19 protein-coding genes are annotated in these 20,318 nt (G+C 67.7%); 12 read left to right on the top strand and 7 right to left on the bottom strand.

Annotation, left to right across the window (positions count from 1 at the left end):
- Window positions 1-182: 182 nt before the first annotated feature.
- The 6 genes from HV766_RS01820 to HV766_RS01795 all read left to right on the top strand — a co-directional run bounded on the left by HV766_RS01820 (window position 183) and on the right by HV766_RS01795 (window position 7,202).
- Window positions 183-2,228 carry a TonB-dependent receptor gene (locus HV766_RS01820; RefSeq protein ID WP_054454975.1) on the top strand — a complete coding sequence of 682 codons (2,046 nt, stop codon included), beginning with the start codon at window positions 183-185 and terminating at the stop codon, window positions 2,226-2,228.
- A 53-nt stretch (window positions 2,229-2,281) separates the two neighbouring features.
- A complete protein-coding gene (locus HV766_RS01815) occupies window positions 2,282-3,220 on the top strand; it encodes a cobalamin-binding protein (RefSeq protein WP_175180441.1) in 939 nt (312 codons plus the stop codon).
- A gap of 149 nt (window positions 3,221-3,369) precedes the next feature.
- A complete protein-coding gene (locus HV766_RS01810; RefSeq protein ID WP_054454980.1) occupies window positions 3,370-4,173 on the top strand; it encodes a thiazole synthase in 804 nt (267 codons plus the stop codon).
- Complete coding sequence (gene thiD / locus HV766_RS01805; protein WP_054454982.1) at window positions 4,170-5,012, top strand: bifunctional hydroxymethylpyrimidine kinase/phosphomethylpyrimidine kinase; 843 nt, start codon at window positions 4,170-4,172, stop codon at window positions 5,010-5,012. The genes HV766_RS01810 and thiD overlap by 4 nt, the downstream gene beginning before the upstream one ends.
- A 98-nt stretch (window positions 5,013-5,110) precedes the next feature.
- Window positions 5,111-5,791 (top strand): protein-L-isoaspartate O-methyltransferase family protein, encoded by a 681-nt coding sequence (locus HV766_RS01800; protein ID WP_054454984.1) that lies wholly within the window; start codon window positions 5,111-5,113, stop codon window positions 5,789-5,791.
- Between the two features lie 79 nt (window positions 5,792-5,870).
- Window positions 5,871-7,202, top strand: coding sequence for a TolC family outer membrane protein (locus HV766_RS01795; protein ID WP_175180440.1), 1,332 nt, complete (start codon window positions 5,871-5,873; stop codon window positions 7,200-7,202).
- Window positions 7,203-7,220: 18 nt separating this feature from the next.
- On the opposite strand, the gene rfaE2 is transcribed toward HV766_RS01795, so the two are convergent.
- The 6 genes from rfaE2 to ubiE all read right to left on the bottom strand — a co-directional run bounded on the left by rfaE2 (window position 7,221) and on the right by ubiE (window position 13,133).
- Complete coding sequence (gene rfaE2 / locus HV766_RS01790) at window positions 7,221-7,709, bottom strand: D-glycero-beta-D-manno-heptose 1-phosphate adenylyltransferase (protein ID WP_175180439.1); 489 nt, start codon at window positions 7,707-7,709, stop codon at window positions 7,221-7,223.
- A 22-nt stretch (window positions 7,710-7,731) separates the two neighbouring features.
- Complete coding sequence (locus HV766_RS01785; protein ID WP_175180438.1) at window positions 7,732-8,610, bottom strand: ferritin family protein; 879 nt, start codon at window positions 8,608-8,610, stop codon at window positions 7,732-7,734.
- A gap of 184 nt (window positions 8,611-8,794) precedes the next feature.
- Complete coding sequence (gene ubiB, locus HV766_RS01780; protein ID WP_054454990.1) at window positions 8,795-10,348, bottom strand: ubiquinone biosynthesis regulatory protein kinase UbiB; 1,554 nt, start codon at window positions 10,346-10,348, stop codon at window positions 8,795-8,797.
- A 3-nt stretch (window positions 10,349-10,351) separates the two neighbouring features.
- Window positions 10,352-10,990, bottom strand: coding sequence for a ubiquinone biosynthesis accessory factor UbiJ (locus HV766_RS01775; RefSeq protein WP_119452177.1), 639 nt, complete (start codon window positions 10,988-10,990; stop codon window positions 10,352-10,354).
- Between the two features lie 185 nt (window positions 10,991-11,175).
- Window positions 11,176-12,180: a Tim44 domain-containing protein gene (locus HV766_RS01770; RefSeq protein WP_119452176.1), complete on the bottom strand. Its 1,005-nt coding sequence runs from the start codon at window positions 12,178-12,180 to the stop codon at window positions 11,176-11,178.
- A 176-nt stretch (window positions 12,181-12,356) separates the two neighbouring features.
- The gene (gene ubiE / locus HV766_RS01765) at window positions 12,357-13,133 is read right to left on the bottom strand and encodes a bifunctional demethylmenaquinone methyltransferase/2-methoxy-6-polyprenyl-1,4-benzoquinol methylase UbiE (protein WP_054454995.1); all 777 of its coding nucleotides are present in this window, start codon (window positions 13,131-13,133) and stop codon (window positions 12,357-12,359) included.
- Between the two features lie 161 nt (window positions 13,134-13,294).
- On the opposite strand from ubiE, the gene phoB reads away from it, so the two are divergent.
- The 6 genes from phoB (at window position 13,295) to serA (ending at window position 19,348) form a co-directional block, all read left to right on the top strand.
- On the top strand, window positions 13,295-13,993 hold the full coding sequence (gene phoB / locus HV766_RS01760; protein WP_006227196.1) for a phosphate regulon transcriptional regulator PhoB: 699 nt from the start codon (window positions 13,295-13,297) through the stop codon (window positions 13,991-13,993).
- A gap of 13 nt (window positions 13,994-14,006) precedes the next feature.
- Window positions 14,007-15,314, top strand: a complete 1,308-nt coding sequence (gene phoR / locus HV766_RS01755; protein WP_054454997.1) for a phosphate regulon sensor histidine kinase PhoR — start codon at window positions 14,007-14,009, stop codon at window positions 15,312-15,314.
- Between the two features lie 45 nt (window positions 15,315-15,359).
- Window positions 15,360-16,049 (top strand): heavy metal response regulator transcription factor, encoded by a 690-nt coding sequence (locus HV766_RS01750; RefSeq protein WP_054454998.1) that lies wholly within the window; start codon window positions 15,360-15,362, stop codon window positions 16,047-16,049.
- Entirely contained in the window at window positions 16,046-17,446 is a 1,401-nt protein-coding gene (locus HV766_RS01745) for a heavy metal sensor histidine kinase (RefSeq protein WP_175180437.1), read from the top strand. Before HV766_RS01750 ends, HV766_RS01745 begins: the two co-directional genes overlap by 4 nt.
- A gap of 75 nt (window positions 17,447-17,521) precedes the next feature.
- Window positions 17,522-17,980 (top strand): DUF411 domain-containing protein, encoded by a 459-nt coding sequence (locus HV766_RS01740; RefSeq protein ID WP_054455004.1) that lies wholly within the window; start codon window positions 17,522-17,524, stop codon window positions 17,978-17,980.
- Window positions 17,981-18,148: 168 nt separating this feature from the next.
- Entirely contained in the window at window positions 18,149-19,348 is a 1,200-nt protein-coding gene (serA, locus tag HV766_RS01735; RefSeq protein WP_054455006.1) for a phosphoglycerate dehydrogenase, read from the top strand.
- 50 nt (window positions 19,349-19,398) lie between these two features.
- Here the strand turns inward: serA and HV766_RS01730 are convergent, their stop codons facing one another.
- Window positions 19,399-20,265, bottom strand: coding sequence for a LysR family transcriptional regulator (locus HV766_RS01730; RefSeq protein ID WP_054455868.1), 867 nt, complete (start codon window positions 20,263-20,265; stop codon window positions 19,399-19,401).
- Window positions 20,266-20,318: the final 53 nt, after the last annotated feature.

The following is a 20,318-nucleotide window of genomic DNA, read 5'->3' as shown; positions in this document are numbered from 1 at the left end:
CCTGTGCTGCCCCCGCAACGGTCCCCATGCGCGCAATGCGCCCATGGCAGCCCGATACCGGCCTGTTCGATCGCCAGGAAGTCCATGCAATGCCGCCAGGCCCTCACCGGCCCGCCGCGGCTTGGGCATCCTCCCCATCGTGAATGGCCTGCGGGGTCGCGGGTCGCATCGAGGTTACGTAGATGAAAACCCGCTCCATCCGGCGCTACGCCGGCGCCCTGCTCTGCTCCGCCCCGGCCGTCGCCGCCGCCCAGCAAGCCGCCCCCGACACTCCCCAGTTCGACGCCATCACGGTCACCGCCCAGCGCGTGCCGACCGACGGCCGCACGCTGCCGGTGTCGATCTCGATCATCACCGCCGAGGACATCGCCGCGTCCAGCGCCCGCACCATGCAGGACGTGCTGTCGACCCAGGCCGGCATCCACCTGATCAACACCAGCAGCTCGAGCGACAACTCCATCGTCGACCTGCGCGGCTTCGGCATCACCGGCGCCAGCAACACGCTGATCCTGATCGATGGCGTCAAGCAGAACACCAACGACCTGTCGGCGCCCAGCCTCGGCGTAGTGCCGCTGGACCAGGTCGAGCGCATTGAAATCGTGCGCGGCAGCGGTTCCGTGCAATACGGCGGCGGCACCACCGGCGGCGTGATCAACATCATCACGCGCCCTGATTTCGCCAAGGAACCGGTGAGCGCCCGCGCCACCGCCACCTTCGGCAGCTACGGCCTGCGCCAGTATGACGCCGCCGTGGCCATGAACAATGAAAAGGTCGGCATCGACGCCTACATGCAGTCGCTGCACAGCGACGGCTACCGCGATCACAGCGGCGAGCGGCGCGAGGGCGGCGGCGGCGGCATCACCTTCCGCCATGACGACGGCTCGATCCGCCTGTACGGCCGCACCACCACCCAGAAGCTGGAACTGCCCGGCCCGCGCACGATCAACCCCAAGACCGGCCTGAACGAATACCAGGACGATCCGCGCGGCTCGAAGAACGACGTCGATTACGTCAAGACCACCACCACCACCTTCGGCCTGCAGCTCGAGCAGGCCATCGGCGCCGGCACCTTGTACGCCGACCTGTCGACCCGCGAAAAGAAGCTCGACGGCCTGACCTACGACGGCTTCGGCGACATCCTGCGCGACCAGAAGCTGGAAGAGAACATCGCCAGCGTGCGCTACCGCCTGCCGATCAACGGCGGCCACAGCATCGTCTTCGGCGCCGACGGCCAGGAAGCCAAGACCACCGCCAACCAGAACGCCTACTACGACTTCCAGCCCTCGAAGTGGCAGTCGCGCCAGCACCAGTACGGCCTGTTCGCCGAAGGCCAGGTACGCGCCACCGATACCACCTACGTGACGGCCGGCGTGCGCCGCCAGTACGCCTCCGACGACCTCGACGTGATTTCCGGCTCGGGCACGGCGTCGGACCGCAGCAACCACCTGACCGCCTGGCAGCTGGGCGTGCGCCAGGACCTGCCCGCCGGCTTCGGCGTGTATGGCAAGGTCGGCCGCAGCTTCCGCCTGCCCAACGCCGATGAACTGCTGTCGGTGCAGACCCCGCTGGCGCCGCAGACCTCCACCGACAAGGAAATCGGCGTGACCTGGCAATCGGCCAGCAGCAGCGCCCGCCTGTCGTACTTCCGCTATGACCTGACCAACGAGATCCAGTACAACCCGCTGGCCGACGGCATCTGGGGCCCGGGCACGGGCGCCAACACCAACCTGGATCCGACCCGCCGCCAAGGCATCGAACTGGAAGGCCACACCGCCATTTCCAGCAGCGTGTCGCTGGACGCCAACCTGACCTGGATGGAAGCGCAATTCCGCTCCGGCACCTACGCCGGCGTGGACCTGGCTGGCAAGACCGTGCCGCTGGCGCCCAAGTGGCTGGCCAACGCCGGCGTGACCTGGCGTCCCACCGATGCGTTCCTGTGGAACGTGACGGCGCAATACGTGGGCAAGTCGCGCATGGACAACGACCAGGCCAACCAGTTCGCCAAGGAACTGGACGCCTACGTACTGTTCAACACCAAGGTGGCGTACAAGTTCACGCGCAACATCGAAGGCGCCATCGGCGTGAACAACATCTTCGACCGCCAGTACGCCACGTACGGCATCCGCGGCGGCAATGCTTCGTTCGAGATGCTGGGCCCGGTCGCCAACTACAGCCTGTACCCCGCGCCTGGCCGCAACTTCTACGCGTCGCTCACGCTGCGCTACTGATCGCGGCATTCCGATATAGTCGGCGTTCCCCGCTGGCTATATCGGTCTCCTGCATGACCCGCGCACGCACCCTCCCTCGCATCGCTCCGGGGCTGTTCCTGGCCCTGGGCGCGCTGCTGTCTGCGGGACCCGCCGCGGCAAGTTCCCTGGCAGGTCCGGCAACCCGTGCCGCGGCCGGCGCGGCCATCCAGGTCCGCGACGACCAGGGACGCCAGGTCTCGCTGGGCGCCCCCGCCCGGCGCGCCGTCACCCTGGCCCCGCACGCCACCGAACTCGTCTTTGCCGCGGGCGCGGGCGACCGGCTCATCGCCACCATCCGCGGCAGCGACTATCCGCCCGCGGCTCGCCAGCTGCCCGTCATCGGCGACGGCACCCAGCCCGATCCCGAACGCGTGGCGGCCGTGCGTCCGGACCTGCTGATCGCCTGGCAGCCCGCCGCCGCCGCGCCGCTGGCGCGGGTGATGGACAAACTGGGCGTGCCGGTGTTCTACAGCGATCCGCAGACCCTGGCCGCCATCCCCGATGCAGTCGAACGCATGGGTGCCCTGTTCGGCACCGAAGCGCAGGCGCGGCCCGCGGCCCAGGCCCTGCGCGTGCGGCTGGACGCCCTGGCCGCCCGCTATGCCGGCCGCCGCCCCGTGCGCGTCTTCGTGCAGGCGGGGCTGGATCCCATCTACACCCTGAACGACAGCAGCATCGTCAGTGACGCCCTGCGCGTCTGCGGCGGCGTCAATGTCTTCGGCCAGGCCCCCGTGGTGGCGCCCCAGGTCACGCTGGAAAGCGTGCTGGCGGCGCGGCCCGAGGCCGTGCTGGCCGGCACGTCCCGACCCGAGGACGGCGCCCGCAACCTGGCAGCCTGGCAGGCGCTGGGGCTGCCCGCCGCGCGGCTGGGGCACGTGTACGGCGTGGACGCCGACGCCCTGTACCGCCCGGGTCCGCGCCTGATCGACGCCGCCGAGGCGATCTGCGCCGATCTGGACCGCCTGCGCTGAACCGCGTCCGCGCCGCGATCTGCAAATATTGGAACGCTACATTTCACCGGACGGGTCTGCCGCGCGGCGCCGTGCTTTATCATTCGTCCAACGAATCGCCAGTCCCCGCGGGTCTCGCATCGTGCGCACCCGCCCTTTGAACCTCCGCCATGACCACTCAAGACACCCTCACCATCGCCGGCCGCGCCTACTCGTCGCGCCTGCTCGTCGGCACCGGCAAGTACAAGGACTTCGAACAGACCCGCGCGGCGTTGGACGCCAGCGGCACCGAGATCGTCACCGTCGCCATCCGCCGCACCAATATCGGCCAGAACGCCGGTGAACCGAATCTGCTGGACTACGTCCCGCCGTCCAAATTCACGCTGCTGCCCAACACCGCCGGCTGCTACAGCGCCGACGAGGCCGTGCGCACGCTGCGCCTGGCGCGCGAACTGCTGGACGGCCACGACCTCGTGAAGCTGGAAGTGCTGGGCGACCCGCAGACCCTGTTCCCCAACATGCCGGAGACGCTCAAGGCCACCAAGACCCTGGTGGACGAAGGCTTCAAGGTCATGGTGTATTGCACCGACGATCCCATCCAGTGCCGCATGCTGGAAGACCTGGGCGCGGTCGCCGTGATGCCGCTGGCCTCGCTGATCGGCTCGGGCATGGGCATCCTGAATCCCTGGAACCTGCGCCTGATCATCGAACAGGCCCGCGTGCCCATCGTGGTGGACGCCGGCGTGGGTACCGCGTCGGACGCCGCCATCGCCATGGAACTGGGCTGCGACGCCGTCCTGATGAACACCGCCATCGCCGGCGCGCGCGATCCCATCCTGATGGCCAGCGCCATGAAGAAAGGCGTGGAAGCCGGCCGCGAGGCCTTCCTGGCCGGCCGCATGCCCAAGAAGCTGTACAGCGGCGCTCCCAGCTCGCCCAACGAAGGCCTGATCACGGCAGGCGCCCCCAAATGAACGGTCGCCAGCAGGCCGCCAGCGGCCGTCCCATCCCCAACGCGTTGACCATCGCCGGCGTCGACCCGTCCGGCGGCGCCGGCATCCTGGCCGACGTGAAGGCCATGAGCGCGCTGGGCGCCTACGGCTGCGCGGTGATCGCCGCGCTGACGGCGCAGAACACCCAGGGCGTCACCGGCATCTCTGCGGTGCCGCCCGCTTTCGTTGGCCAGCAGATCGACACGCTGTTCGCGGACGTGCGCATCGACGCGGTCAAGATCGGCATGCTGGGCCAGCAGCCGGTGATCCAGGTGGTGGCCGAGAAGCTCGCCAAGTGGACCCCCGCCCACGTGGTGCTGGACCCGGTCATGGTGGCCAAGAGCGGCGACCTGCTCCTGGAGCGCGACGCCGTGGGCGCCATGCGCGAAGCCCTGCTGCCGCAGTCCACCCTGCTGACGCCCAACCTGCCCGAAGCCGGCGTGCTGCTGGAAGAGCGCCCGGTCGAGACGGTCAAGGAAATGCGGCGCGTGGCCGAACGCCTGCGCAACAAGCTGGCCCATTCGGGCGAGCGCTGGGTGCTGGTCAAGGGCGGCCACCTGCCCGGCAACGAGACCATCGACCTGCTGCACGACGGCGACCGCATGATCGAGCTGCCCGGCCACCGCATCGAAACCGCCAATACCCACGGCACCGGCTGCACGCTGTCGGCGGCGCTGGCCGCCCTGCTGCCGCAAACCGGGGACGTGCCCGAGGCGGCGCGTCGCGCCAAGGCCTACCTCACGGAGGCCATCCGCCACGCCGAGCGCCTGTCGGTGGGGTCGGGCCACGGCCCGGTGCACCACTTCCACGCCTGGTGGTAGATCCGGGCGTCTGAAACATCTGTCGGCGGGGCCGGGCGTCACAGTACGCTACGAATCGGTACAATGGTCTGTTGATTCCTCTGTTTTTTCTGACCGTCATGAACGCTTCGACCCTGCCCGACGTAGAACAAGCCCGCTTCAACATGGTGGAACAGCAGATCCGCCCGTGGGACGTTCTGGACGCCAACGTGCTCCAAGCGCTGTTCGATGTGCGCCGCGAACAATTCGTTCCGCCGGCCCTGCGCGCGCTGGCGTTTTCCGACCTGGAACTGCCGCTTGAGATCAACGCGGTCAACACCCGCCAGAACATGCTGGCGCCCAAGGTGGAAGCCCGCCTGGCGCAAGAGCTGCAGCTGACCAAGTCCGACTGCGTGCTGGAGATCGGCACCGGCTCCGGCTACCAGGCCGCGCTGCTGGGCTACTTGGCGCAGCAGGTCACCTCGGTCGAAATCGACAGCCGCCTGGTGACGTTCGCGCAGCAGAACCTGCAGATGAACAACGTCACCAACGTCAAGGTCGAAACCGGCGACGCCCGCAACGGCTGGGGCTCCACCGAATACGACGCCATCCTCGTCACGGGTTCCGTGCCGACCGTCCCCGACGCGCTGAAGTACCAGCTGCGCGTGGGTGGCCGCCTGGTCGTGATCGTGGGCCAGGCGCCCGTCATGACGGCCTGTCGCATCACCCGCACCACCGCGGCCAGCTTCGAAACGGTGAACCTGTTCGAAACCGTCATCAAGCCGCTGCGCGGCGTCACGGTCTCCCAGTTCAAGTTCTGATCCCCAACCCTGCCGCCCGGCGCCTGCCTCCTTGACGGGGCCGCCGCGCCCCGGGCGGCCCGGCGTATCGTTGACCACCATGCGTTTCCGATTGCTAACGGCTTTACTGGTTTTTACCTGCGCCGCAAGCGTCGGCCCGACGCTTGCCCGCGCGCAGAACCTGATCCAGATCTGGCAATCGGCGCTGGGCAATGACCCGATCTACGCCGCAGCGCGCGCCAACTATCGCGCCGGCCTGGAAAAAGAACCCCAGGCCCGTTCGCTGCTCCTGCCCTTGATTTCCGCCGAAGCCGGCGGCGCCTACCAGGAAACCCGCAGCACTCGCGGCATGGGCATCGCCTATAGCGGCGGCCGCGGCGTCTGGGATTTGTCCCTGACCCAGCCGCTGTTCGACTGGGGCCGCTGGCAGAACTTCGAACAGTCCAAGCTGATCGTCGCCGACGTCGAAGTGCAGCTGCAACAGGCTTACCAGGACTTGCTGCTGCGCGTGGCCGACGCCTATTTCAACGTGCTCTACGCCCAGGACACGCTGACCGCCACCGAGGCCGAGAAGGCCGCCGTGGCCGGGCAGCTGGAATCCGCCAAGCGCAACTTCGAACTCGGCAACGCCACCATCACCGACACCTACGAAGCGCAGGCGCGCTACGACCTGGTGGTGGCGCAGGAACTGCGCCTGCAGAACGACCTGGAAGTCCGCCGCGATGAACTGGCCAAGATCATCGGCACGCCGCCCGGCGCCTTGTCCGAACTGCCCTATGGCGTGCAACTGCCCGCGCCGCAGCCCGCCCGCGTGGCCGACTGGAGCAACCAGGCCGAGTCCTCCAGCCTGGACGTGCTGCGCGCGCAGCTTCTGACGCGCATCGCCGGCCGCGAGATCCAGATCGCCAAAAGCGGCCACTATCCCACCCTGAACCTGCGCGCCAGCAGCGGCAGCGCCAGCGACGCCGTGATGCGCAATGCCGCGCCCGGAAAGCCCATCGACAGCACCATCGGCGTGGTGCTGTCGATCCCGCTGTACTCGGGCGGCGGGGTGTCGTCGCAAGTGACCGAAAAGGTCCAGCTGGAACAGAAGGCGCGCCATGACTATGAGGCAGCGCGCCGCCAGGCCGTGCAGGCCGCGCGCCAGTACTACACCGGCGTCACCAGCGGCCTGGCCCGCATCCAGGCGCTGGAGGCAGGCGAAAAATCCAGCCGCGCCGCGGTCGAGGCCAACCGCACCGGCTACGAGGTCGGCGTGCGCATCAACCTGGACGTGCTCAACGCCCAGCAGCAGCTCTATGCCACCCAGCGCGACCTGGCGCTGGCGCGCTACAGCACGGTGCTCGCCAGCCTGCGCCTGAAGGCCACCAGCGGCATCCTGGCCGAAGCGGACCTGGAAGCAATCAACCGCCTGCTGCGGGAACCGCGCTGAGCCGCTACGGGGCCCGGTTTACTTGTTCTGGATTTTCTTCACGAGCGCCGTGGTCGAGCGCTCGAACTCGAATGGAATCGCCACCGCGCGGCCGCCCCAGCTATTGACCAGGGCGGTCTCGGGCAGCTTTTCCATGTCGTAGTCGCCGCCCTTGACGATCAGGTCCGGCTTGAGCTGGCCGATCAGGGCTTCGGGCGTGTCTTCATGGAAGGACGTGACCACGGTCACGAAGCCCAGCGCCGCCAGCAAGGCGGCGCGGTCTTCCATGCGATTCAGCGGACGCTCGGCGCCCTTGCCCAGGCGCCGCACCGACTCGTCGGTGTTCACCGCCACCACCAGGGTCGCGCCCAGTTGGGCGGCCTGGTCGAGGTAGGTCGCGTGGCCCCGGTGCAGGATGTCGAAGACGCCGTTGGTGAACACCAGCGGCCGCGGATAGCGGCCGTCGGCGACGGCAGCGACGCATTCGTCGCGGGACAGGACCTTGGATTCGAAACGGGCGGCAGGCATGCGGCGATTGTATCGCCCCGGCTCAGGCGCCGCCCAGGATGATCTGCTTTTCCTTGGGCACGATCAGGGCCGTCATTTCCTTGCGGTAGCGGTTCAGGTCCTTCACCGTTTCGAAGCTGCGGTCCATCAGCTTGGACAGGATGTGCAGGATACGGGTGGCGACCTTCTGCTCCCACACGCCGTCAAAGCGGATCTGCGTGTCCAGCCAGTGCTCCAGCCAGCCGGGTTCCGGCAGGCGCGACTGCACCGTGTCGTTGGGGAACAGGTCCTTGTTCACGTGCAGGTTGGTCGGATGCAGGGCCTGCTGCGTGCGGCCGGCCGACGCCATCAGCACGCCGATCTTGGAGAACGCCAGGCGCGCCTGCTCGCTCGTGTCCTGGCCGCGGTCGTACAGCGCGCGGCGCATGTACTGCAGGTAGGCGCCGGCGTGGCGGGCCTCGTCCTGGGCCACGGTCTTGTAGATGGCCTTGATGACCGGTTCCGTGTGCCATTCGGCGGCGCGGCGGTACCAGTGGTTCAAACGGACTTCGCCGCAGAAATGCAGCATCAGGGTTTCGAGTTCGGGCGCGGCGTCGAACTCGAAGCGCACGTTGTGCAGCTCTTCCTCGGTGGGCACCAGGTCCGGACGGAAGCGGCGCAGGTATTCGATCAGCACCAGCGAATGCTTCTGCTCTTCAAAGAACCACACCGACATGAACGCGCAGAAATCGCTGTCGCCGCGGTTGTCGCGCAGGAACATTTCGGTGGCCGGCAAGGCGGCCCATTCCGTGATGGCGTTCATCTTGATCGTGTGTGCCTGCTCGTCCGAGAGCTTGCTGCGATCGAAGTCGCCCCAGGGAATGTCATGCGCCATGTTCCAGCGCACGGCTTCCATGGTCTTGAAGAGTTCAGGATAAAGCATGGTCTGCCCTTGTATTCGTCCCGCTAGTGGGGCTATAGATATAGAGATTAAGAATGGCGCGCGCGCTGCCGGCGAGGGCGCTGCATTCATCCACCGCAGCGCTATTTTTCGCCGTGTACCGCGAAGCTATGATGACCGTTTCATGAATGAAACATGACAGATACCGTCTAGATCATCGCGCCGCCTATCGGGTCAAGGCCCATATCGCGACCCCGATGGCAACCGCGGCCACCCCAACCAGCGCTGCAACCAGCCGGTTGTTCTGTTCCTGGGCCCGCCGCAACTGGATCATCTCGGCCAGCAAGGCGGGCGAGACGTTGGGACGGCTCAGGTGGTCATGGACCAGCCTGGGCAAAGCAGGCAGCATTTGCGACCACTGCGCGGCTTCTTTTTCCAGGCTCTGCCGCAGCCCCTTGAATCCGACGCGCTGACGCATCCAGCGTTCCAGATAGGGCTTGGCGGTCTTCCAGAGATCCAGGTTGGGATCGAGCTGGCGGCCCAATCCTTCAACGTTCAGCAGGGTCTTCTGCAACAGGACCAGCTGCGGCTGGATCTCCACATTGAACCGGCGCGAGGTCTGGAACAGCCGCAAGAGCACCTGCCCCAGCGAGATCTCCGACAATGGCCGGTCAAAGTACGGTTCGCAGACGGCGCGCACGGCGCCTTCCAGTTCTTCTTCGCGCGTATCGGGCGGCACCCAGCCCGATTCAATGTGCAGTTGCGCCACGCGGCGGTAATCGCGGTGGAAGAAGGCCAGGAAATTCTGCGCCAGGTAATTCTTGTCGAACTCGGACAGCGAGCCCACGATGCCGAAGTCCAGGGCGATGTAGCTGCCCAGCGTTTCCGGACGGTCGGACACGTAGATGTTGCCCGGGTGCATGTCGGCGTGGAAGAAGCCGTCGGTGAAGACCTGGGTGAAGAAGATCTCCACGCCGGTGCGCGCCAGCGTCGGGATGTCGATGCCGGCCTCGCGCATGCGCTCCACCTGGCCCACCGGCATGCCGTACATGCGCTGCATGGTGAAGACCGTGGATGCCGTGTATTCCCAGATCACCTCGGGCACGATCAGCATGTCGCCGCGGCCGGACTCGGGGCCGAAGTTGCGGCGCAACTGGCTGCAATTGGACGCTTCTCGCACCAGGTCCAGCTCGTCGTGCAGGTACTTGTCGAACTCGGCCACCACTTCGCGCGGCTTCAGGCGGCGGCCGTCGGCGCCCAGGCGCTCGATGATGCGCGCCACCACTTTCAGCAGCGACAGGTCTTTCTCGATGATGCTGAGCATGCCCGGGCGCAGCACCTTGACCGCGACCTCGCGGCCGTCGTGCAGCACGGCAAAGTGCACCTGCGCGATCGAGGCCGAGGCCACCGGATCCACTTCGAACTGCGCGAACAGCTTCTCGGGCGGCGCGCCCAGCGCCGCCTCGATGCAGGCCGCGGCCTGCGCCGAGGGGAACGGCGGCACGCGGTCCTGCAAGAGCGCCAGTTCGTCGGCGATATCGGCGGGGATCAGGTCGCGGCGGGTGGACAGCACCTGTCCGAACTTCACGAAGATGGGGCCCAGCGACTCCAGCGCCAGGCGCAGCCTCAAGCCGCGCGGCTTGCGCGGACGCGTGCCCAGGCGGATGACGCGCAGCAGGCAGGTGGCCAGCGGATGGTTCAGGCTGGAGAGCACCAGCTCATCCAGGCCGTAGCGCAGCGAAACCAGAATGATGCGGAAAAGGCGCAGCAGGGGAAACATGTATCAGGCGCCCCGCTTTGCGCTGGCGGATGCCAGGCGGGTTTGCAGCGCGGCGGCCGAGCGGGCCAGCGCATCGGCGCGGGCGTTCAGCTCGGCCAGGTCCAGCCGCCACTGCTCCAGCGCGGGCCGGCTGGCCAGCATGCCGCTTTCCTCGGACAGGTACTCGGACACGTTCTCGGCCAGTCTCAGGCTGGCCGTGCGCGCGCCGCCGGCGGCCGCGCGCGCGCCACCCACCAGGCGCAGCGCGGCGATGTCGCCCACCACCCGGGCCAGCGCGTCCTCCGGATCCCAGCGCAGCTGCGTGGACAGGTCCGACACCACCTGCGCCAGCGCCGCGTCGCCCGAGATATGGGTGGCCTCGGCGAAATCGGGGCGCTCGCGGTCCGCGCCCAGGCGCGGCAGCGGCAGTTTTTCGGGCGCGACCGTCAGGGTCACGTCGGGCACCACGGCCGCATCGGCCTGGGCCGCCAGGCCTTCGCTATCGATGGTGAGGCCCAGGCTGAAGCCGCCCAGCGCGAAACGCACCGTCTTGCCCGCATGCCGGACCAGGCGCGCGCGCGCCCAGTCCTCGCGCCGCAACAGGGCGTTGAGCGCGCTTACAGCCAGTCGCGAGGGGGTGGGCAGGAACGGAAGAGGCAGCATGGCGGTCTGCAACGGCCCCGATTGCGGGGGTTGCGGAAGTTAATGGGTAAATCGGGAGTGTAACGGGTTAGATGGCTGGGTGTTTTGCGCAAGCACATGGAAAAACCGGCCCTGTAAGGGCCGGTTCAAACAGATGCCTTGCGGCATCCGCAACGGAGGTGGGGATCGGCCCCGGCCGGCCAGGCTTAGCTGGCGAGATCCACCGGGATCTGCTGGATGCCTGCCAGCAGCCAGCCGCCATTGGCGGGCTTGAACAGGTTCCAGACTTCCTCGAAGCGGAAGGCCTCGGCGCCCGGCGCTTCGCGCAGCATGCCGGAGAAGCGCACGCTGGCCAGGTGGCCGTCGGACACGGTTTCGATGCCCAGCATTTCAGCGTTCAGCAGGACCACTTCGGTCTTGTTGGGCGCCGCGCCGCGTTCGGCCAGCTGCGGCTTGAGCTCGGTGATCAGGTCGTCGGTCAGGAACTCGCGCAGGCCATCGGTGCTACCGCTGTCCCAGACGGCCTGGATGCGCACGAACTGCTCCTTGGCCTGCTTCAGGAAGTTGGGCGTATCGAAGTCACCCGGCACGAACCAGTTGTTGTCGTCGCCCATCTTGGGCATCGCGGCCGGCGCCGCGGCGGCGGCAACCGGAGCCGCTGCCGCAGGAGCCGCCGGCTTCAGCGTTTCACGCCACATCGGCTGCTGTTGCTGCTGGCCCGGCGCGTTGTTGGCGCCACCGAACGCGCCCTGCGTGGCAGTGCGCGGACCGGCGCCGCGCAGGCGGCGGATGATGAACATGACGGCGAACACGACCGCGGCGATCAGCAGCGCGGAGCCGAGGAACTCGGCGAAAGCGCCCGACAGGCCCATGCTGGAGAGCAGCGCGGCGATACCCAGGCCGGCGGCGATGCCGGCGATGGGGCCGAGCCAGCGCGAAGCGCCGCTCTTGGCGGCGGCGCCCGCAGTGGCAGCGCCGGCCGTGGCCGCGCCGGCGGCTGCCGGAGCGGCGGTAGCGCCCGCCGTGTTGCTGGCGGCGGTCGGCGGCGTGGTCGCCTGGCGCTGCTGGGTCACGTTGGAGGATTGTCGGCCGACGCTGCTGCCGCCGCCCGCACGGCGGGCTTCGGCGTCAAACGACGCCGTCACCAGTGCCGCGCCGGAAACGGCGATCAGCGCCGCGGCGACAAACCGCGAAAGACAGAATTTGGACATAGGTTTGCTCCCTCGTACTCGCGCTCCTGCCGCCCCGAGCAGCAGGAAGTCCCACGGACCGCGGGACCTTCGTCGCGACTTTTCTTACATTAATCTGAATACCGTAAGAATAACGGACAAGACGCCGCCCCACAAGTTCCCGCAGGGCGGCGAAAAATCCGGATGGCCGGGGCGGATCAGCCCAGCTTCACGCCTTCGTGCAGAGCGGCGATGCCGGCGGTCAGGTTGAAGTACTGCACCCGTTCCAGCCCGGCCGTGCGCAGCATGTCCGCCAGGGTTTCCTGGTCGGGGTGCATGCGGATGGATTCGGCCAGATAGCGGTAGCTGGCTTCGTCCTTGGCAACCTTCTTGCCCAGCCAGGGCAGCACATTGAAGGAATACCAGTCGTAGGCGGGGGCCAGCGGCTTGGCCACGCGCGAAAATTCCAGCACCAGCAGCTTGCCGCCCGGCTTCAGCACCCGGGTCATTTCAGCCAGGGCGCGGTCCTTGTGGGTCATGTTGCGCAGACCGAAAGCCACGCTGACGCGGTCGAAATGGCCGGTGGGGAACGGCAGGCGCTCGGCGTCGCACACGGCGGTGGGGACCAGCAGGCCGGCATCGGTCAGGCGGTCGCGGCCCACGCGCAGCATGGAGTCGTTGATGTCCGTGAGCCAGACCTCGCCCGTGGGGCCGGCGCGCTTGGCGAAGGCCTTTGCCAGATCGCCCGTGCCGCCCGCAATGTCCAGCACCTTCATGCCGGGGCGGATGGCGGCGCGGCCGATGGTGAACGCCTTCCAGACGCGGTGCAGCCCGGCCGACATGAAATCGTTCATGACGTCGTAGCGCTGGGCGACCGAATGGAAGACTTCGGCGACTTTGCGGGCCTTTTCGCCTTCCGGCACCGTCTGGAAGCCGAAATGGGTCGATTGCGAGGCGGAATCCGCGGAATGTTGCGATTCGGAGGGGTTTTGCATGGTGAATTCCCGATATATCGTTCAATGGTAGCCTATCGGGCTCCCGCGGGCGGCCGGCGGACGCGGACGATGACGCCCGGCGGTCACATACCTGAAATATTGCGGCCATACTATCGCAATGTTCGCGCCGCGCCGGCGCTCAGAAGTGTGCCCAATCCGCCATGTCCAGCACCATCCTCGTCGTCGAAGACGAACCCGCCATCCAGGAACTGATCGCCGTCAACCTGTCCTTCGCCGGACACAAGGTGCTGCGCGCCTTCGACGCCGACCAGGCCCAGACCCTGATCCGCGCCGAACTTCCCGACCTGATCCTGCTGGACTGGATGCTGCCCGGCACCTCCGGCCTGGCCATGGCGCGCAAACTCCGCAACGACGAGCGCACCCGCGCCGTGCCGGTGATCATGCTGACCGCCAAGGGTTCCGAGCAGGACAAAGTCGACGGCCTGGAAGCCGGCGCCGACGACTACATTACCAAGCCCTTCTCGCCCAAGGAGCTGATGGCGCGCATCAAGGCCGTGCTGCGCCGCCGCGCCCCCCAGCTGACCGACGACGTGATCGACGTGGGCGGCCTGAAGCTGGATCCGGTGACGCATCGCCTGTCGGGCAACAGCCAGTCGCTGCAGATCGGCCCCACCGAATTCCGCCTGCTGCACTTTTTCATGACGCACCCCGAACGCGTGTTCTCGCGTTCCCAGCTGCTGGATCAGGTCTGGGGCGACCACGTCTTCGTGGAAGAGCGCACGGTCGATGTACACATCCGCCGCCTGCGCAAAGCGCTGGAACCCAGCGGCCACGACGCGCACGTGGAAACGGTCCGCGGCAGCGGCTACCGGTTTACTGCCCAGCTCCCGACGCGGTAAAAACTCCCGCACGATGATCTGGCTGCGCACTCTTTTCCTGGTCGCCCTGTGGGCGGTTGCCGCATTACTGGCCCAATGGCTCATAGGAGACCCGGCGGGCTGGATACTGTTTTCCTTCGCGCTGGCCGCCATGCTGCTCTGGCGCAGCTGGCGCCTGCACCTGGTGTCCCACTGGGCCAACCACCCCGATACCTCGCCGCCGGCTTCGGTCGGTCCCTGGGACGACATCCTCGCGCCGCTGTACCGCTACACCCGCGCCCGGGCCCGCGAACTGAACGAAACCCAGAACACCATGCAGGGCATGCTGGCCGCGGCGCAAGCGCTGCCGGACGGCGCGGTGACGCTGAACGAGGATTTCCAGATCGACTGGTGCAACCGCATGGCGCGCCAGCACCTGGGCCTGCGCCTGCCGGCCGACCGCGGCCATAACCTGCTGAACCTGCTGCGCGCGCCCGAATTCGTCGAATATGCGCACCGTCCGTCCTGGCCCGAGCCCATACTGGTACGCCTGGGCCAGCAAGGCCAGGAGCGGCTGATGATGATGCAACTGACGGCCTACGCCAGCAACCAGCGCCTGCTGATCACGCGCGACGTCACCCAGATCGAACGCCTGGAAACCACGCGCCGCGACTTCGTGGCCAATGTCTCGCACGAATTGCGCACGCCTCTGACGGTACTGGCGGGTTTTCTGGAAACCCTGCGCGACATGCCCGCCGACGCCCTGCCCGCCGAACAACGCGAGCAGTACATCGACATGATGCACGAGCAGGCCCAGCGCATGCAGGCCATCGTCGAAGACTTGCTGACCCTGTCCACGCTGGAATCCTCGCCGGGCAGCGACCCGCGCGCGGTCAACATGGGCGCGCTGCTGCAGAAGGCGCGCCAGCAGATCGAGGCCCTGTCGGGCGGCCGCCACGTGCTGGAGTGGCACATCGATGAATCCCTGGACGTGCTGGGCGCCGAAACCGAACTGACCTCGGCCCTGTCCAACCTGCTGACCAACGCGGTGCGCTACACGCCGGACGGCGGCACCATCACCGTGCGCTGGGAGCGCGAGGAAGACGGCGGCGCGCGCTACAGCGTGCAGGACACCGGCATCGGCATCCCCGCGCGCCACCTGCCCCGCCTGACCGAGCGTTTCTACCGCGTGGACCGCGGCCGTTCGCGCGCGGTGGGCGGCACCGGCCTGGGCCTGGCGATCACCAAGCACATCGCCATGCGCCACGACGCCGAACTGCTGATCACCAGCGAACCCGGCAAGGGCAGCGTGTTCGCCCTGCGCTTTCCGCCCGACCGCATCGCCATCGACAGCCCGGCCTGAGCCGTCCGCCGGACCTGACGCAGCGCGGATGGTAAATTTCCTGCCATGCGCATCCTGGTCATCGAAGACGAACCCAAACTGGCCGACTACCTCAAGAAGGGCCTGTCGGAGCAAAGCCACGTCGTGGACCTGGCTCGCGACGGCGTGGACGGCCTGCATCTGGCGCTGGAAGGCGTCTACGACCTGATCGTGCTGGACGTGATGCTGCCGGGCGTGGATGGCTTCGGCGTGCTGGCCGCGGTGCGCGAACAGAAGGACACGCCCATCCTGATGCTGACCGCGCGCGACGCCGTCGAGGACCGCGTGCGCGGATTGGAAGGCGGCGCCGACGACTACCTGGTCAAGCCTTTCGCCTTTTCGGAACTGCTCGCGCGGGTGCAGGCGCTGCTACGCCGCGGACGCTCTCAGGAACCCACCCTGCTGCGCCTGGCCGACCTGGAACTGGACCTGGCCCGCCGGCGCGCCCAACGCGGCGGCCGCCGCCTGGACCTGACCGCCAAGGAATTCAATCTGCTGGCCCTGCTGCTGCGCCGCCAGGGCCAGGTGCTGTCGCGCACCACCCTGGCCGAGCAGGTCTGGGACATGAACTTCGACAGCGACACCAACGTCATCGACGTGGCGGTGCGGCGGCTGCGCAGCAAGCTGGACGACCCCTACGACACCAAGTTGCTGCATACAGTGCGCGGCATGGGCTACGTGCTGGAATCGCGCCCCGCGGATAGCCGCCCGGCATGAAGCCGCTGCGCATGCGTTCCATGCAGGCGCGGCTGACGCTGCTGCTGGGCGCCATCGCCCTGCTTGTGTCCAGCCTGGCGGGAGCCACGCTGTTCTGGGCGCTCAAGCGCGAAGTGGAACGGCAGGAAATCACCGAAGTCAGCGGCAAGCTGGAATTGATCGATCACCTGATCGACATGCAGAACAACGCCCGCGGCCTGAAAGACCTGGCCGCCACCTTCGACGAGATGCGCGCGGGCGAAGGCCAGCTGGGCATCTGGATCGTGGATGCGCACGGCCACTCCGTGTACGGCGGCCCCGCTCCCGAAACGCTGGCGACCGGCGACGGCAGGCAGGTCGTGCTGCAGACCGCCGACGGCGGCCGCATGCGCGGCCTGCGGGTCGCCATGAACGACCGCATCCTGCCCGGCGCGCAACTGACCGTGGCGGTCAGCACGCGCACCAGTTCGCAGTTCCTGTATGCCTATGGCACCGCGCTGGTGCTGATCTGCGCGCTGTGGGTCGGCGCGACCGTGGTGTTGGCGGCCTGGGCCGTCAGGCGCAGCATGGCGCCGGCGCGCAGGCTGTCCGAGCAGGCGGCCAGCATCCAGCCCGACAATCTGGCGCGGCGCCTGCCGCTGGAAGACACCGACCGCGAATTGCACGAGCTGGTCCGTTCCTTCAACCGCACGCTGGAACGCCTGCAGACCGCCTACCAGCAGATGGAAGGCTTCAATGCCGACGTGGCGCACGAGCTGCGCACGCCGCTGGCCACGCTGATCAACGGCACGCAGGTCATGCTGTCGTCGCCGCGCGACGCGGCAGAACTGCGCGATGCGCTGGAATCCAACCTTGAAGAGCTGGAAGACCTGAAGACCCTGGTCAACGACATGCTGTTCCTGGCGCGCGCCGACCGCGGCGAACGGGCCGCGGACCTGGCGCAGGTATCGCTGGCCGCCGAAGCGCGACGCGTGGCCGAATACTACGAAGCCACGCTGGAAGAAAGCGGCGTGCATCTGCGCTGCGCAGGCGACGCCACCGTGGCCGCCAACGCCGGGTTGGTGCGGCGCGCGCTGGCGAACCTGATTTCCAACGCCATCAAGGCCACGCCCCGGGGCGGCGAAATCGTGCTGACCTGCTCGGCTTCGCCCGCGGGCGCGCGGGTGGAAGTGCGCAACCCAGGCCCGCCCATCCCGCCGACGGACCTGCCCCGCATCTTCGACCGCTTCTTCCGCTCCAGCCAGGCGCGCGCGCCGCGCAGCGAAGGCCACGGCCTGGGCCTGGCCATCGTGCGCGCCATCGCGCGCATGCATGGCGGCGAGGTCGACGCGGCCTCGGGCGCGCATGGCACCGTGGTCGGCATCACGCTGCGCGCGCCGGAGGGCCATGCCACCGCGGACAACATTACAAAATCGTAATGTGCGGGACAGAATGGGGTCACCCCCGTTCCTCTACAGTACGCTTGCAATCACATCGTCCCGCAACGGAGCATCATGAACCTTTCCCGTCTTACGCGCCGCCTGGCCCTTGCCGCGGCCCTGTGCGCGCCCGTTTTCGCCACCGCCCAGACGCCCGTCAAGGTCGAGGTCTGGAAGACCCCGACCTGCGGCTGCTGTGAAGACTGGGTCAAGCACATGCGCGACAACGGCTTCGCCGTCACCACCCACGACGTCCAGGACACTGGCCCCATCCGCCGCAACGCCGGCATGGCCAACTACGGTTCGTGCCACACCGCGGCCGTCGAAGGCTACGCGATCGAAGGCCACGTCCCGGCCAGCGACGTGCGCCGCCTGCTGCTCGAAAAGCCCGACGCAGCCGGCCTGGCCGCGCCAGGCATGCCGCTGGGCTCCCCCGGCATGGACGGCCCCGAATACGGCGGCCGCAAGACGCCGCATGACGTGGTCCTGGTGGACAAGCAGGGCGGCGCCAAGGTGTTCCAGGCCTACCGTTAACGCGCGAACCTTCAGGTTCTGTCCGGGCATCGCTCTTTGTGGCGATGCCCGTATCGTTTGTGCGCCTGAAACAATTCATCCATGCCGCCTCAATGGCTACTCCTTGCACTGCAGCAAAAATGGGCCACAATCAATAAAACGGATTCCTCACCCACCCCTCAGGCTGTCATGGCACAAATCGTCCTGTTCGAGAACATCCACCCGAGCGCCCGCGCTGTTTTTGAAGCCGCCGGCTACTCCGACATCGTCACGCATGCGGCCGCCTTGCCGGCGTCGCAATTGAGCGACGCCCTGCGCGGCGCTCAGGTGGCGGGGATCCGTTCTCGCACGCACCTGGATGCCGCCCTGCTGTCCGGCAACCCCGACCTGCGCGTCGTGGGCTGCTTCTGCATCGGCACCAACCAGGTCGACCTGGACGCGGCCATGCAGCGCGGCATCCCGGTGTTCAACGCACCGTTCTCGAACACCCGCTCGGTGGCCGAACTGGTGCTGGGCGAAGCCATCCTGCTGCTGCGCCGCATTCCCGAAAAGAACGCCCGCGTGCACCTGGGCCACTGGGACAAGAGCGCTGCCGGCGCATTCGAGACCCGCGGCAAGACGCTGGGCATCGTGGGCTACGGCAACATCGGCTCGCAGATCAGCACGCTGGCCGAAGGCCTGGGCATGCGCGTCGTCTATCACGACGTCGAAGCCAAGCTGCCGCTGGGCAATGCCCGGCCCGCGGCCACGCTCAACGAGCTGCTGGAGCAGGCCGACGTGGTGACCCTGCACGTGCCGGGCGGCAAGACCACCGAAAAGATCATGAACGCGGAAACCATCGGCCGCATGCGCCGTGGCGCCATCCTGATCAACGCCTCGCGCGGCACGGTGGTGGATATCGACGCGCTGCATGCGGCGCTGAAATCCGGCCATCTGGCCGGCGCCGCGCTGGACGTGTTCCCGACCGAGCCCAAGGGCGCGGACGAGCCGCTGGCCAGCCCGCTGATCGGCCTGCCCAACGTGATCCTGACCCCGCACATCGGCGGCAGCACGCAGGAATCGCAAGAGAACATCGGCCGGGAAGTGGCCGAGAAGCTGGTGCGCTTCCTGCAGGCCGGCACCACCAAGGGCGCGGTCAACTTCCCCGAACTGCCGTATCTGGAGCCCGCCGGCGGCACGCGCATCCTGCACGTGCACCGCAACGCCCCGGGCGCGCTGGGCACGCTGGACAACCTGATGGCGCAGCATGGCCTGAACATCGTCAGCCAGACCCTGCAGACCCGCGGCCAGATCGGCTATGTGATCACCGACGTGGAAGGCGAAGTCAACGACGTCGTGATGTCCACGCTGCGCAGCCACCCCATCACGGTCCGCTGCGACCGGCTGTAAGCCACCGCCGCCGTGGCGGGCAGCGCGTCATGCGCCGCCCGCCAAACGGCTCAAGACTCTGCCGCGGCGGCCGCCAGGCATTCCGCCATCTTCTCCTGCACGCTGCCGGCATCGAACGGCAGCCGGCCTATCAGGCCGATCTCGCGGTGGAACGCCGCCTCCCCCAGCGGCAACAGCCGCAAGCCGGTCATGTCCAGCCGCCGCAGCTGCGGCAACAGCGCCACGCCCAGCCCCAACCGCACCATGTTGGCGATGGCGTCGATCTCGTCCAGCTCCACAGCCTCGCGCACCGGGATGCGCTGCTTCTTCAGGAACAGGTCCACCACGCGCCCGCCGAATGACGCGCGGTCGTAGCGGATGAAGGGCTGGCTTGCCAGCAGTTCGCGCCAGGGCGCGATGGGCATGGAAGCGGGCATGGCCAACATCACCGGTTCACGCAGCAGGGGCTGCCAGCCGAGTTCGGGCGGCAGAGCGAAGGGCGGCTTGATCAGCATGGCCATGTCCACCTCGCCCGCATCCACCTGCCCCAGGAGCGACAGCGACACGCCTGGCACGATGCGCACCCGCACATCCGGATAGACCGCGCGAAATCCGCCCAGCGCGCGCGCCAGCAGGTCCTGCTGCACCGACGCGATGGCGCCGATGCGCAGCAAGCCGCTGACATGGCCCGCCCCGCCAGCTGTAATCATCCGCTCGGCCATGGCGACCAGTTCTTCCGCCTGCGGCAGCACTTCGCGGCCGTGCGCATTCAGCACCGCGGCGCGCGCGCTACGGTCGAACAGCGGCCCGCCCAGGTAATCCTCCAGGCGCTTGATCTGGGCGCTGACGGCAGACTGGGTCAGGCCCAGCCGGGCGCCGGCGCCGGTAAAGGTGCCGTCCCGCGCCACGGCGATGAAGGTCTTGAACTCTTTGATCACGATCAATTATTTCGATGCTAAGTAGCAAAAAATATCGTTTTTCAATCAAAAAA

The sequence above is a fragment of the Achromobacter aegrifaciens genome (genome assembly GCF_902859735.1).
Lineage (GTDB): Bacteria > Pseudomonadota > Gammaproteobacteria > Burkholderiales > Burkholderiaceae_B > Achromobacter > Achromobacter aegrifaciens.
This window is presented reverse-complemented; position numbering and strand designations above follow the sequence as displayed.

Coding starts and splice junctions, on each gene's coding strand:
- phoR (WP_054454997.1), top strand. CDS start 14,007: ATGATCTGGCTGCGCACTCTTTTCCTGGTCGCCCTGTGGGCGGTTGCC.
- HV766_RS01800 (WP_054454984.1), top strand. CDS start 5,111: ATGAACGCTTCGACCCTGCCCGACGTAGAACAAGCCCGCTTCAACATG.
- HV766_RS01820 (WP_054454975.1), top strand. CDS start 183: ATGAAAACCCGCTCCATCCGGCGCTACGCCGGCGCCCTGCTCTGCTCC.
- HV766_RS01770 (WP_119452176.1), bottom strand. CDS start 12,180: ATGTCCAAATTCTGTCTTTCGCGGTTTGTCGCCGCGGCGCTGATCGCC.
- HV766_RS01795 (WP_175180440.1), top strand. CDS start 5,871: ATGCGTTTCCGATTGCTAACGGCTTTACTGGTTTTTACCTGCGCCGCA.
- HV766_RS01785 (WP_175180438.1), bottom strand. CDS start 8,610: ATGCTTTATCCTGAACTCTTCAAGACCATGGAAGCCGTGCGCTGGAAC.
- HV766_RS01815 (WP_175180441.1), top strand. CDS start 2,282: ATGACCCGCGCACGCACCCTCCCTCGCATCGCTCCGGGGCTGTTCCTG.
- rfaE2 (WP_175180439.1), bottom strand. CDS start 7,709: ATGCCTGCCGCCCGTTTCGAATCCAAGGTCCTGTCCCGCGACGAATGC.
- HV766_RS01810 (WP_054454980.1), top strand. CDS start 3,370: ATGACCACTCAAGACACCCTCACCATCGCCGGCCGCGCCTACTCGTCG.
- thiD (WP_054454982.1), top strand. CDS start 4,170: ATGAACGGTCGCCAGCAGGCCGCCAGCGGCCGTCCCATCCCCAACGCG.
- serA (WP_054455006.1), top strand. CDS start 18,149: ATGGCACAAATCGTCCTGTTCGAGAACATCCACCCGAGCGCCCGCGCT.
- ubiE (WP_054454995.1), bottom strand. CDS start 13,133: ATGCAAAACCCCTCCGAATCGCAACATTCCGCGGATTCCGCCTCGCAA.
- HV766_RS01745 (WP_175180437.1), top strand. CDS start 16,046: ATGAAGCCGCTGCGCATGCGTTCCATGCAGGCGCGGCTGACGCTGCTG.
- HV766_RS01740 (WP_054455004.1), top strand. CDS start 17,522: ATGAACCTTTCCCGTCTTACGCGCCGCCTGGCCCTTGCCGCGGCCCTG.
- HV766_RS01775 (WP_119452177.1), bottom strand. CDS start 10,990: ATGCTGCCTCTTCCGTTCCTGCCCACCCCCTCGCGACTGGCTGTAAGC.
- HV766_RS01750 (WP_054454998.1), top strand. CDS start 15,360: ATGCGCATCCTGGTCATCGAAGACGAACCCAAACTGGCCGACTACCTC.
- phoB (WP_006227196.1), top strand. CDS start 13,295: ATGTCCAGCACCATCCTCGTCGTCGAAGACGAACCCGCCATCCAGGAA.
- ubiB (WP_054454990.1), bottom strand. CDS start 10,348: ATGTTTCCCCTGCTGCGCCTTTTCCGCATCATTCTGGTTTCGCTGCGC.